The organism is uncultured Dietzia sp. (assembly GCF_937873725.1).
In the GTDB taxonomy this organism is placed as follows: Bacteria; Actinomycetota; Actinomycetes; order Mycobacteriales; family Mycobacteriaceae; genus Dietzia.
Genome location: NZ_CALMYY010000056.1, coordinates 1 through 12,054, shown reverse-complemented (window position 1 = coordinate 12,054; position 12,054 = coordinate 1). Strand labels below are relative to the sequence as shown.

Here is a 12,054-nt window from a genome sequence, read left to right as displayed (position 1 = left end):
CGATCTCGAACCTGTGTTCTATGATACGTACACACATTCGAACATGCAAGGGTCACGTCACGAGGAGGGACTAACTCGACACCCGGCGAGTAACCTGGCCACATGACCGCGTCCCCACCAGCCGGATCCTGCTGCATCGCGGGCTCGAACGGTCCCCTGGGCCAAGTGGAGGCCGAATCCGCGGCGGCGAGGTTCAAGGCGCTCTCCGACCCGATGCGACTGCGCCTGCTCTCCCACATCGCCGCCGCGGAGTGCAACGACGTCTGTGTCTGCACCCTGACGGAGCCGCTCGGGATCACCCAGCCGACCGTCAGCCACCACATGAAGAAGCTCGTCGAGGCCGGCCTCGTCACCCGGGAACAGCGCGGCCGGATGGCGCACTACAGCATCGTGCCCGAGGCGTTCGCGCAGATCCGCGACATCGTGGACGTCCGCGGCCCCACTCCCTGACACGGAGCGCCCGACCGTGGCATGACGCCGGGCTCAGTGCCCGGCACCGAGCCTTCCCGAGAGCTTGTCGAGGCGCTCCTGACTCGCCCCGTCGAGGCCGATCACCGACAGCGTCTTGCCCTTGGCCGCGTACTTCTGCTGCACGGCGTCGAGGGTGGCGACGGTCGAGGCGTCCCAGATGTCGGCATCGGTGAGATCGAGCACCACGTGCTCGGGATCATCCGCGTAGTCGAACTGGTACACCAGATCGTTGCTGGAGGCCCAGAACAGCTCGCCGGTGACCCGGTAGGTGCGGGTCTCCACGGCGCCGTCGTGGTCCGTATCGAGCTCGGCGACCTTCTCGATGGTCGTCATGTGCGCGACGCGGCGGGCGAACATGATCATGGCGGTGACCACGCCGAGGATCACCCCGATCGCGAGGTTGTGCGTCCACACCGTGGCCGCCACGGTGGCCACCATGACCAGCGTCTCGGACAGCGGCATCAACCGCAGGGTGCGCGGGTGGACCGAGTGCCAGTCCATCGTGCCCACGGAGACCATGATCATGACCGCCACCAGGGCGGCCATGGGGATGAGCCCCACGATGTCCCCGAGCGCCACGACCAGGATGAGGAGGAACACGCCGGCGAGCAAGGTGGACAACCGAGTGCGGGCCCCGGAGGCCTTGACGTTGATCATCGTCTGCCCGATCATCGCGCAGCCGCCCATGCCGCCGAAGAACCCGGTGACGAGATTGGCCACGCCCTGACCCCAGCCCTCCCGGGTCTTGTCGGAGTGGGTCTCGGTGATGTCGTCGACCAACTTCGCCGTCATCAGCGATTCCATGAGCCCGACCAGCGCCATGGCCAGCGCGAAGGGGGCGATGATCTGCAGCGTCTCGACCGTGATCGGGACGTCCGGGAGGAGCAGCGTCGGCAGCGACGCCGGCAGCTCGCCCTGGTCGCGCACGTTCGGGACGGACCAACCGACGGACACCACGACGATCGTGATGGCCACGATCGCGATGAGGGGAGCGGGGATCACGGTGGTGAGCCGGGGGAAGAACACCATGACGGCGATCCCCACGGCCACCAGCGGGTACACCAGCCACGGGACTCCCACCAGGTGCGGGATCTGCGCCATGAAGATGAGGATCGCCAGGGCGTTGACGAAGCCGACCATCACCGACCGCGGGATGAACCGCATGAGTCTCGCGACCCCGGCCAGGCTGAGCAGAATCTGCATCACCCCGGCGAGCAGCACCGTGGCGATGAGGTAGTCGAGCCCGTGATCCGCGACGACGGGCGCGACCACCAGCGCGATCGCACCGGTGGCCGCGGAGATCATCGCGGGCCGCCCGCCGGTGAAGGCGATCGTCACCGCCATCGTGAACGAGGCGAACAGCCCGACCCGCGGGTCGACCCCCGCGAGGATGGAGAACGAGATCGCCTCCGGGATGAGCGCCAGCGCCACCACGAGCCCGGCCAGGACCTCGGTCCGGAGCCTGGCCGGGGAGGAGAACGCCGCGCGGAAGGAGGGCACCACACCGGTCGGATACTGCTCGTTCACGGATCACCTACAGTCGTCGCCAGACCCTCACGTGGCGTGAGGAACGAAAGCTACCGTAACGGGAGAGTTGTGACCGGGCCAAGTCGGGACGAGCGGACCATGAAGATCGGCGAGGTCGCCGAGCGGACGGCCCTGTCCATTCGCAGCCTGCGCCACTACGACGAACTCGGCCTCGCCAGCCCGTCCGCCCACTCCCCCGGCGGATTCCGGCTCTACACGGACGCCGACGTGGAGCGCATCCTGCTCATCCGCCGGATGAAGCCCCTCGGGTTCAGCCTCGAACGGATACGGGATTTCTGCCGCGCTCTCGACCGCCGAGCAGGCGACCCCGAGGGGTCGCGCGCCGTGATCGCCGAGATCGGGGCCGAGGCCACCGAGCGGCTCGAGCGCCTGCGGACCCACCTGGGGTACGCCGAGGAGTTCGTGGAGATCGTCGAGGGACTCAAGGCGTGACCGCGAGCGCATCCGCCACGGCGGCCTTGGCCCACCGCCCCACCCCGATGAGGGTCGCCGACGCCGCGCCGCACCAGTCGCCGTAGCCGAGCAGGTACAGCCCCGGCACGTCCGGGACGACCGGGCCCGATGCCACCACCCTGCCCCCGACCCGCCGCAGCCCCAGCGCACGGAGATGCCCGAGGGCCGGCCGGAACCCCGTGCACCAGATCACCGCGTCGACCGGCTCGACCCGCCCGTCGTCCCACTCCACGCCGTCAGGGCGGAACCGGTCGAACATCGGGGTGGCGACCAGCCTGCCCGCGTCGCGCGCCTCGCGCACCGGGGGGACGACGACGATGTCGCCGAGCTCGGCCACGCCGCGGCCGGTTCCGGAGCGCACCGAGGCGGTGGCCACACGGAACAGTTCGCGGCCGTCGACGTCGTCGGGGAGATACCGAGGCGGCCCGGTGGTGCACCAGAGCAGGTCGGCGCGCCCTGCGAGGTCGGCGGCGATCTGGGCGCCGGAGTTCGCACCCCCGACCACCACCACCCGTCGCCCCTCGAACTCCCCCGGACCGCGGTAACCCGCACTGTGGAGCTGCATTCCCCGGAACCCGCCGGCGCCCGGGTAGGCGGGGACGAAGGGCCGGGACCACGTGCCGGTCGCGCTGATGACCGACCGGCACCGCCACCGGCGTCCGTCGGCGGCGCGGACCAGGAAGCCGCCGCCGTCGGCCCGCTCGACCGCCGTCACGCGGACCCCTCGACGGACCGGGAGATCGTAGTACTCCTCGTACTCCCTCAGGTACCGCACCACGTGACCGGCATCCGGGTTTCCACCCTCGGTCCGCGGCATCCGGCGGCCCGGCAGGGAGGAGTAGTCGGCCGGAGAGAACAGCCGCAGCGACGGCCAGGTGTGCGGCCACGCGCCGCCCGGCCCGGGAGAGGCATCCAGGATCTCGAAGTCGGCCCCGCCGCGCGCCAGATAGAACCCTGCTGCCAGGCCCGCCTGTCCGCCGCCGATCACCACCACGTCACGGTCGACGGCCATCAGCGGTCCCCCCGTTCCACCCACGTGAGCAGTTCCTATCGACACCTATCGATGCTTATCCTACAGTGGAGGCATGAGCACCCATCCCGCCCCCGCGACCGGCCCCGCCGGAGCGGACACCCTCGCCGAGGCCCGCGAGCACCGGCGGCTGGTGGCGGCGCTCGCGCTGGCCGCGGTCGCGTGGGTCGCCCTGTGGGTGGCCAACGAGTGGTTCTGGGACTCCGCGGTCGGCTGGCTCGGTCTGGACCTCGCCGACCGGGCGGTCGGGGCGGTGCACTTCTTCCTCTACGACACCGTCAAGATCTTCCTGCTGCTCCTCGGCCTGATGTTCCTGGTCGGCATGCTGCGGGCGAGCCTCGACCTGGACCGCGCCCGCGACTGGCTCGAGGGCCGCGGCCTGTTCGTCGGCCTCACCCTGGCGATCGTCCTGGGCGTGGTGACCCCGTTCTGCTCGTGCAGCTCGATCCCACTGTTCATCGGCTTCGTCGCCGCCGGCATTCCGCTCTCGGTGACCCTGACCTTCCTCATCGCCTCGCCGCTCATCAGCGAGATCGCGGCCATCATGATCGGCGAGATGTTCGGCTGGCACATCGCCGCCGCCTACGTCATCGCCGGGTCCGCGATCGCGTTCGTCGCGGGGTGGGCGTTCTCGAGGTTCCGCCTGGAGAAATGGGTCGACGACGTGGTCTTCACCACCCGGGTGGCCGCGCTCCGCACCGGCGGGCATGTGCCCACCCTCCGCGAGCGGGTCGACGCCGCCCTCGGCGAATCCCGCGACATCTTCCGGGACGTCTGGATCTGGGTGGTGGTGGGCGTCGGTGTGGGTGCCGCGATCCACGGTTGGGTCCCGGCGGACTTCTTCCTCCGCTGGGCCGGCCCGGACAACCCGCTGGCCGTGGTCGTGGCCACCCTCGCCGGGGTGCCGCTCTACGTCAACGGTGCCGGGGTCGTCCCGATCGCCGAGGCACTCTGGTCCAAGGGCATGAGCCTGGGGACCGTCATGGCGTTCATCATGAGCTCGATCGCGTTGTCCATGCCCCAGGCGATCATGCTCAGGAGGGTCATGAAGCCGCCGCTGCTCGCGCTGTTCTTCGGCGTCGTCACCGTGGGCATCCTCGCTATCGGGCTCCTGTTCAACCTCTTCGCCTGAACCACAACCCACTCCAAGGAGAAACCATGATCGTCAAGGTGCTCGGCCCCGGCTGCCGCAACTGCCACACCCTCGTCGCCCGCACCCGCGAGGCGCTGGACGGGCTCGGGGTGGACGCCGAGATCGTGGAGGTCACCGACATCGGCGAGATCGCGGGATACGGGCTCATGAAGACCCCCGGGTTGGTGGTCGACGACGAGCTGGTCCTGGGCGGCAAGGTGCCGACGGTCCGCCAGCTCACCGAGCTGCTGCGCGGTCGCTAGGCCGGCGGGCCGTCACAGCGCCCGGCCGATGACCTCCTTCATGATCTCGTTGGTGCCGCCGTAGATCCGCATGACGCGGGCGCCGGCGAACTTCTGCGCGATGGGGTACTCCATCATGTAGCCGTAGCCGCCGAACAGCTGCAGGCAGCGGTCCACCACGTCGTCGAGCATGTCCGTGGCCTGGAGCTTGGCCATGGACGCGGTCACCGCGTCCAGCTCGCCGGCGATCTCGCGGGTGATGCAGTGGTCGACGAAGGTGCGGGTGGCCATGACCTGCGTCTTGCAGTGCGCCAGCTCGAAGCGCGTGTTCTGGAAGTCCAGGATCGGCTTGCCGAACGCCTGTCGTTCGCGGACGTACTCGAGCGTCTCCACCACGGCCGCCTCGGCCATGGCCAGCGCGTCCACGGCGATCGCCAGGCGCTCGCGCGGCAGCTGGTTCATGAGCTGGTAGAAGCCCTGCCCCTCCTCGCCTCCGAGGAGGTTGGCGGCGGGCACGCGCATGTCGTTGAAGAACAGCTCGGCGGTGTCGGCGCCGTGGCGGCCCATCTTCTCCAGCACGCGGCCGCGCTCGAAGCCGGGGGTCGAGGCCTCCACGGCGAACAGCGCCATGCCCTTGTGGCCGGCGTCGAGGTCGGTCTTGGCCACCACCACCACGAAGTCGGCGGAGCCGCCGTTGGAGATGAAGGTCTTGGAGCCGTTGATCACGTAGTCGTCACCGTCCCGCTTGGCGGTGGTGCGCACGCCCTGCAGGTCGGAGCCGGCGCCGGGCTCGGTCATGGCGATCGCCGAGATCCACTCGCCGGAGCAGATCTTGGGCAGCCACTCGGCCTTCTGCTCCTGCGTGGCGTAGTTCGCGACGTAGTGCGGGGTGATGGTGGAGCCGACGCCCATGCCGAACGCGGTGTCGCCGGAGTAGACCAGCTCCTCGGTGACGAGGTACTCCATGCCCGGGTCGCCGCCCTGGCCGCCGAACTCCTCGGGCACGTCCAGGCAGATGAGGCCGGCCTCGCCGGTGCGCTGCCAGGTCTCGCGGTCCACGAACTTCTGCTTGGACCACTTCTCCTGGTTGGGGGTCATCTCCTTGGCGAAGAACGCCCGGGCGTGCTCGCGGAGCAGCCGGTGGTCGTCGGTCTCCCAGGAGGGACGGTAGTCGGGGAAGAGTGCGGACACGAGGGGCCTCCGGATCAGGACGACGACGAGAGCGAGCGCCAGTTTACGTCGGCCACTTGCGGCGACGACCGGCGCGCGGGCACCGACCGGGCCATACTCGTGCCATGACCGAGTCCCCGGAGTCGCCAGAGACGGCGGCGCTGCCCGAACCGTTCCCCACCGACTGGACCCGCGGCCTGGTCCTGGTCGCCCATCCCGATGATCCCGAATACGGGATGTCCGCCGCGGTGGCCCGCTGGACCGCCGAGGGCCGGCACATCGTCTACGTCCTGGCCTCCAGCGGCGAGGCCGGCATCGAGGGGATGCCCCCGGCGATCGCCGGGCCGGTTCGCGAGGAGGAGCAGCGCCGGTCGTCCGCGATCGTGGGCGTGGAGGACGTGGAGTTCCTCGGGTTCCCGGACAGCAGGATCGTCAACAACCCGGAGTTGCGCGACTCCGTCGCCGACGCCATCCGCCGTCACCGGCCGGACGTGGTGATCTCCCTGTATTCGGGTCCCGAGTGGGCGCCGGGCGCGCCCAACCAGAGCGACCACATGGAGTTCGGCGCCGCCGTGGGCGCGGCGTACGACGACCTCGTGGCCGCTGTGGGCGTGGACTCGGCGGAGGGTCGGCCGCAGCTGTGGTTCGAGTCGGCGCCCGAGCCGACCCACTACGTGGACGTCGAGGGCTTTGTCGAGCCGGCGGTCGCCGCCCTGTCCCAGCACAAGGAGTACCTCTCGGTGCTCGACCCCCGGACGCCCGTGCCCGAGCAGGCGCGCGCGCAGGTCGAGGGCGTGTCCGCGCCCCGAGACGGGCTGGCAGGCGGGCATCCCGTGGTGGGATTCCGCCGCATGCGGCCCTGAGCTGGGGTCAGGCGGGCCCGCCCGGCTGGCCGAGTGGTGCGTAGTACCCCTCGGCCAGCCGCAGTCGCTCGACGATCTCGTCCGCCCACTCGGCGCGGGGGGAGGACATGGCGCCGTCGCCGGGGAGGCCGATGTAGGTGAGCCAGTAGCGCCGCGCGCCCTCCCCGACGACCGCCGAGTACACCAGCGCCCCCTCCGGTCCGATGAGGTCCTGCTGGACCGCGGGGAGCACCCGGAACGACACGGCCCAGCCGTCTCCGACGCGGGTGGAGATCTGCTCCCTCCGCTCGTCGACCGGTCGCCCCGGGACCGGGAGGAGGAACTGCCCCATCCCGTTGGCCAGCGAGAACGCGGCCAGCCGGTTGTCCGGGTCGCCGAGGTCGAACATCTGCTCGGTGAGCACTCCCGCCAGCACGATCCCCTCCGACCGGTCGCCTGCCGGAGCCGCCGACTCCCCGTTCCCGACCGGGGTCAGGGCGGTGCTGCCGAAGACCAGCTCGCCCGACTCGGCCTGCCATCCCTCGGGGACGCGGATCACCAGACCGGCGTACGGATCGACGTGGTCGGAACCGGCCGCCACCTGGGTCTTGGGCGTCAGCGTGCGGGCGGCCGGGGGGTACGTCGCCGACGAGACGAGCACCGTCACGACCGCCGCGGCCACCGCGAGGACGGCGACGAGCGCCACGAGGAGGAGAGTCCGGTTCCGGCCGGAGGACTGGTTCTGCCCTGAAGTCATCCGTCCAGTGTAGGCGGACGGGTCTGACGCACCGTGATGTTGACCCGCCCCGGCTCGCTGCCCAGCACCTCGCGACACCACGCCGGGGCGGTGCCGTCGACGACCCTGGGCACGCCGTGGAACGCCATCCGCGACGGGCCGCCGAACACCACGAGGTCTCCCGACTCCAGGCGCACGTCCGTGTAGGGACGGCCGCGGTGCTCGGGTGTGCCGAAGCGGAACGTGCACGCGTCGCCCAGGCTGATCGAGACGACGGGTGCCGGGACGGCCTCGTCGCGGTCCTGGTGCAGGCCCATCGTGGATCCACGGCCGTAGAGGTTCACCAGCGCCGTATCCGGGGTGTAGGCGGCGGGGTCGGCGGGCCCCTGGCCCGCGCCGACCCGCGGATCGACCGCCGCCGCCGCGTCGAGCCCGGTCCGTGCCGCCCGGACCAGCCAGTCCGGGAGCGGCGGGACCACCTCGTCGTCGTCGTACCGGTACGGCACCCAGTGCCGCCCCAGGCTGAACGTCCGCACCGACATCCGGCCCCCGCCGGGCAGCACGATCGAGCGCGGCGCGCGCACCGCGGCCCAGTTCACGCACGCCCGGAGGAGGAACTCCTGCTGCTCCCGGCTCAGCCAGTCGGGCACGTGCACCGCACCGGGGCCCAGGATGGTGGGGACGCGGTCGACGCCGAAGAGCGGCTCGGTCACTGCCGCGTGGGGGGAGTCGCGGCCTCGCGGCGGACCCCCCCGGCTTGTGCTGCCTCTCCGCACGCGCAGCGGCCACTCGCGCGTTCCGTGTGGTCCATTCGGGCAGCGTAAGCCGGGGCCGCAGCGCAAGCCAGGGGGGCGGCGCAAGCCAGGGGGGCGGCGCGGGTCAGCCCTGCGGCCGCAGCACCGCCCACGCCTGCTCGGCCAGCTCCGGGGTCGCGGCCGCCACCACGGTGCCGCCCTCGAGCGGCTGCTCGCCGTCGGGGCCCGTGATCACCCCGCCCGCGGCCTCGACTATCGGGATGAGCGCCACGATGTCGTAGGAGTTCAGATCGGACTCCACCACCAGGTCGACCCGGCCCGCGGCGAGCATGCAGTAGGCGTAGCAGTCCCCGCCGAAGCGCTGGAGGCGGACCCGGCGACCGAGGTCGTCGTAGCGCCGGCGCGCCTCGCCGTCGTCCCCGAACATCGACGGATGCGTGGTGTACATGATCGCCTCGGACAGCTCCCGGCACCCCGAGGTGTGGAGGTCGAGCGACTCCGGGCCGTCGGCGCGGCGCCGCACCGTCGCGCGTCCGTGGACGGCGGCAAAGGTCTCGCCCAGGATCGGCTGGTCCATCCACCCGGCCACCGCGCGGCCGCCCTCGACCACCCCGACGAGCGTGCCCCAGCCCGTCATCCCGGTGAGGAACGCCTTGGTGCCGTCGATCGGGTCCAGGTACCAGGTGCGGGCGGCGTCGGCGGGCCCGGACTCGCCGTACTCCTCCCCGACCACCCGGTCCCCGGGTGCCATCGACGAGATCCCCGCGCGCAACAGCGCCTCGATCGCGCGGTCGGCCTCGGTCACCGGGTCGAACCCGCGCGCGCCGCCCTTGTCGTGGGCGTACAGGTCCTCGAGCCCGCCGTGGAAGTGCCGTTGGGCGATGCGCCCGCTCGCGGCCAGGAACTCGTCGAGCCGCTCGATCAGGTCGGGGTCCAGGGGCCGGTCGGGCTGCTGCGTCATACCCCCATCGTGCATCACCGTCCCGCCGCCCATCTTCCGGACTCGCACCTCTACACGTGGCGATGCGGATAGCGTGGGCCCAAACCCCCACGGACGGAGCCGAAATGCGATGACCGCGCTCATGGATTTCATCTCCACCCGCCGCCTCCAGCTGGCCACGGACTCCTGGCAGCACGTCAGCGCCACCGTCCAGGCGGTCCTGCTGGCCACGCTGCTGTCGGTGGCGATCGGCGTGGCGGTGTACCGCAGCAGGGCCGGGTCCGCGGTCGCCACCGGGCTCGCCGCCACGGCGCTCACCATCCCCTCGTTCGCGCTCCTCGGGCTCCTCATCCCGGTCCTCGGACTGGGCGTGCTGCCCACCATGACCGTCCTGGTCATCTACGCCGTCCTGCCCATCCTGCGCAACACCATCGTCGGCCTGGACGCGGTCCCCGCGGCCACCGTCGACGCCGCGCGCGGGGTGGGGATGAGCCGGATCGGGGTGCTCGGCAGGATCGAGATCCCGCTGGCGTGGCCGTCGATCCTCGCCGGGATCCGGGTCTCCACGCAGATGTCCATGGGCATCCTCGCCATCGCCGCCTACGCCAAGGGGCCGGGGCTGGGGAACCTCATCTTTGCCGCCCTCTCCCGCGTCGGGACGCCGACCGCCCTGCCGATGGCTCTTACGGCCACCATCCTCATCGTCGTCCTCGCGCTCGTCCTCGACGCCCTCCTCACCCTCCTCGGGCGCCTCACCATCAGGGGGAACCAATGACCACATCCACCGCGGGCGGGGACGACACCGTCTCCGGCGTGCCGATCGTCCTGGACGAGGTGAGCAAGGTCTACCCCGGCCAGGAGCGCCCCGCCGTCGACCGCGTGTCCCTGGAACTGCCGGCCGGCCGGACCACCGTGTTCGTCGGCCCGTCCGGCTGCGGCAAGACCACCACGATGCGGATGATCAACCGGCTCATCGAGCCCACCTCCGGCACCATCACGATCGACGGACGGGACAACCGTGACCTCGACGCCGACACCCTGCGCCGCAGCATCGGCTACGCCATCCAGGCCTCGGGGTTGTTCCCGCACATGACGGTCGCCCAGAACGTGGGGACCGTCCCGCGGCTGCTCAAGTGGAAGAAGGCGCGCATCGCCGACAGGGTGGACCAGATGCTGGAGCTGGTCGGCCTGGACCCGGGCGACTACCGCGGCCGCTACCCCGCCCAGCTCTCCGGCGGCCAGCAGCAGCGGGTCGGGGTGGCGCGGGCGCTCGCCGCGGACCCGCCGGTCCTGCTCATGGACGAGCCGTTCGGCGCGGTCGACCCCATCACGCGGGCGTCGCTGCAGGACGAGCTCATCCGGCTCCAGGACGAGCTGCACAAGACCATCGTCTTTGTCACCCACGACTTCAACGAGGCGGTCCGGCTCGGCGACAGGATCGCCGTGCTCGGCCCGGGCTCGTCGGTCCTGCAGTTCGACTCGCCCGAGGCGATCCTGGCCAACCCGGCGGACGCCACGGTCGCCGGCTTCATCGGCGACGACGCCGCCCTCAAGACCCTCACCCTCCGGCGCGTGGGTGACGTGGGTTTGGGACAGGCGACGACGGCGAGGGAGTCCGAGAGCCCGGCCGAGTTCGCGGCCCGGGTCCGCAGTTCGAGCGACGAGTGGGCCGTGGTGCTCGACGACTCCGGCCGACCCCTGCGGTGGGTGCGCGGCGACAGGGTGGCGCAGATGCCGGACCTGCGTTCGGGCGGTCAGCCGGTGGTCGGCACCGTCACCGTCGATGCCACCCTCCAGGAGGCACTCGACGGGCTCCTCTCCACGGCCAGCGCCACCACCGTGGTGGTGGACCGGGACGGGGCGTACCGGGGCACGATCGGGATCGACGACCTGGTGGGCGAGCTGCGGCGGATCCACCACAGCCACAACGACCAGGGCGACCCGGCGTGACCGCCACCGCCGGTCGCCCCACCGCCCGGGGGGTATCCGCCCGGTTGCTGGTGCAACCGCTCCTCATCCTCGTCGCCGCCGGGGGCGTGTTGTGGTGGGCCTTCTCCGGCGAGCTCGACGACACCCAGAGGGCCTCCCTCAACGCCGCCTCGCTCACCCAGCGGACCCTCGAGCACATCCAGATCACGGTCGCCGTGGTCGCGATCGTCGTGGCCGTGGCCGTGCCGCTCGGGATCCTGCTCACCCGTCGGCGCACCCGGTTCCTCGCCCCGGTGGCGATCGGGATCGCCAACATCGGCCAGGCCGCGCCCGCGATCGGCCTGATCGTGCTGCTGTTCCTGGCCACCAACCGGACCGGCTTCTGGATCGGCGTCCTGCCCGTCGCCGTGTACTCGCTGCTCCCGGTGCTGCGCAACACCATCGTGGGCATCAGGAACGTGGACCCCGCGCTGATCGACGCGGCGAGGGGACAGGGGATGACGACGGGTCGGGTCCTGCGCACCGTCGAACTGCCGCTCGCGGTGCCGTTCATCCTCGCCGGACTGCGCACCACCCTGGTGTTGGCCGTCGGCACGGCCACGCTGTGTTTCCTCGTGGACGCGGGCGGCCTGGGGATCTTCATCGACACCGGTTACCGACTCCAGGACCACACCACCCTCGTGGTGGGGTCCGTCCTGGCCGTGGCGCTCGCGCTCTTCGTCGACTGGCTGGGCGGGGTGGGCGAGGTCCTGTTCAACCCGAGGGGGCTGCGATGACACGGGCTGCGATGACACGGGCTGCGATGA

Annotated in this window: 14 protein-coding genes; 8 read left to right on the top strand and 6 right to left on the bottom strand. The window is 71.3% G+C overall.

Features of this window, described 5'->3' with window-relative positions:
* The first annotated feature begins 102 nt into the window (after window positions 1-102).
* Window positions 103-450 (top strand): metalloregulator ArsR/SmtB family transcription factor, encoded by a 348-nt coding sequence (locus tag Q0444_RS05375; protein WP_299021947.1) that lies wholly within the window; start codon window positions 103-105, stop codon window positions 448-450.
* Between the two features lie 33 nt (window positions 451-483).
* Here Q0444_RS05375 and Q0444_RS05370 read toward each other — a convergent pair whose 3' ends face one another.
* Window positions 484-1,998, bottom strand: a complete 1,515-nt coding sequence (locus Q0444_RS05370) for a SulP family inorganic anion transporter (protein ID WP_299021944.1) — start codon at window positions 1,996-1,998, stop codon at window positions 484-486.
* A gap of 99 nt (window positions 1,999-2,097) precedes the next feature.
* On the opposite strand from Q0444_RS05370, the gene Q0444_RS05365 reads away from it, so the two are divergent.
* Entirely contained in the window at window positions 2,098-2,451 is a 354-nt protein-coding gene (locus Q0444_RS05365; RefSeq protein ID WP_291084509.1) for a MerR family transcriptional regulator, read from the top strand.
* On the opposite strand, the gene Q0444_RS05360 is transcribed toward Q0444_RS05365, so the two are convergent.
* The gene (locus tag Q0444_RS05360; RefSeq protein ID WP_291084419.1) at window positions 2,441-3,484 is read right to left on the bottom strand and encodes an ArsO family NAD(P)H-dependent flavin-containing monooxygenase; all 1,044 of its coding nucleotides are present in this window, start codon (window positions 3,482-3,484) and stop codon (window positions 2,441-2,443) included. The genes Q0444_RS05365 and Q0444_RS05360 overlap by 11 nt on opposite strands.
* Before the next feature lie 73 nt (window positions 3,485-3,557).
* On the opposite strand from Q0444_RS05360, the gene Q0444_RS05355 reads away from it, so the two are divergent.
* Together Q0444_RS05355 and Q0444_RS05350 are read left to right on the top strand one after the other, a co-directional pair.
* A complete protein-coding gene (locus Q0444_RS05355; protein WP_291084421.1) occupies window positions 3,558-4,634 on the top strand; it encodes a permease in 1,077 nt (358 codons plus the stop codon).
* A gap of 26 nt (window positions 4,635-4,660) precedes the next feature.
* Complete coding sequence (locus Q0444_RS05350) at window positions 4,661-4,897, top strand: thioredoxin family protein (RefSeq protein WP_291084424.1); 237 nt, start codon at window positions 4,661-4,663, stop codon at window positions 4,895-4,897.
* A gap of 12 nt (window positions 4,898-4,909) precedes the next feature.
* Here Q0444_RS05350 and Q0444_RS05345 read toward each other — a convergent pair whose 3' ends face one another.
* The gene (locus Q0444_RS05345) at window positions 4,910-6,067 is read right to left on the bottom strand and encodes an acyl-CoA dehydrogenase family protein (RefSeq protein ID WP_299021941.1); all 1,158 of its coding nucleotides are present in this window, start codon (window positions 6,065-6,067) and stop codon (window positions 4,910-4,912) included.
* 104 nt (window positions 6,068-6,171) lie between these two features.
* Here Q0444_RS05345 and Q0444_RS05340 point away from each other — a divergent pair, with 104 nt between their 5' ends.
* Window positions 6,172-6,909: a PIG-L deacetylase family protein gene (locus tag Q0444_RS05340; protein WP_291084429.1), complete on the top strand. Its 738-nt coding sequence runs from the start codon at window positions 6,172-6,174 to the stop codon at window positions 6,907-6,909.
* Between the two features lie 7 nt (window positions 6,910-6,916).
* On the opposite strand, the gene Q0444_RS05335 is transcribed toward Q0444_RS05340, so the two are convergent.
* The 3 genes from Q0444_RS05335 to Q0444_RS05325 all read right to left on the bottom strand — a co-directional run bounded on the left by Q0444_RS05335 (window position 6,917) and on the right by Q0444_RS05325 (window position 9,340).
* Window positions 6,917-7,645, bottom strand: a complete 729-nt coding sequence (locus tag Q0444_RS05335; RefSeq protein ID WP_291084432.1) for an APA family fibronectin-binding glycoprotein — start codon at window positions 7,643-7,645, stop codon at window positions 6,917-6,919.
* Entirely contained in the window at window positions 7,642-8,337 is a 696-nt protein-coding gene (locus Q0444_RS05330; RefSeq protein ID WP_299021938.1) for an alpha-ketoglutarate-dependent dioxygenase AlkB, read from the bottom strand. The genes Q0444_RS05335 and Q0444_RS05330 overlap by 4 nt, the downstream gene beginning before the upstream one ends.
* A gap of 166 nt (window positions 8,338-8,503) precedes the next feature.
* On the bottom strand, window positions 8,504-9,340 hold the full coding sequence (locus Q0444_RS05325; RefSeq protein ID WP_299021936.1) for an inositol monophosphatase family protein: 837 nt from the start codon (window positions 9,338-9,340) through the stop codon (window positions 8,504-8,506).
* 109 nt (window positions 9,341-9,449) lie between these two features.
* Between Q0444_RS05325 and Q0444_RS05320 the strand changes: the two genes are divergently transcribed.
* The 3 genes from Q0444_RS05320 to Q0444_RS05310 are packed head-to-tail and all read left to right on the top strand — an operon-like array spanning window position 9,450 to window position 12,024.
* Complete coding sequence (locus Q0444_RS05320; protein ID WP_291084441.1) at window positions 9,450-10,094, top strand: ABC transporter permease; 645 nt, start codon at window positions 9,450-9,452, stop codon at window positions 10,092-10,094.
* Complete coding sequence (locus Q0444_RS05315; protein ID WP_291084444.1) at window positions 10,091-11,269, top strand: ABC transporter ATP-binding protein; 1,179 nt, start codon at window positions 10,091-10,093, stop codon at window positions 11,267-11,269. The genes Q0444_RS05320 and Q0444_RS05315 overlap by 4 nt, the downstream gene beginning before the upstream one ends.
* Window positions 11,266-12,024 (top strand): ABC transporter permease, encoded by a 759-nt coding sequence (locus Q0444_RS05310; RefSeq protein WP_291084448.1) that lies wholly within the window; start codon window positions 11,266-11,268, stop codon window positions 12,022-12,024. The genes Q0444_RS05315 and Q0444_RS05310 overlap by 4 nt, the downstream gene beginning before the upstream one ends.
* Window positions 12,025-12,054 lie beyond the last annotated feature (30 nt).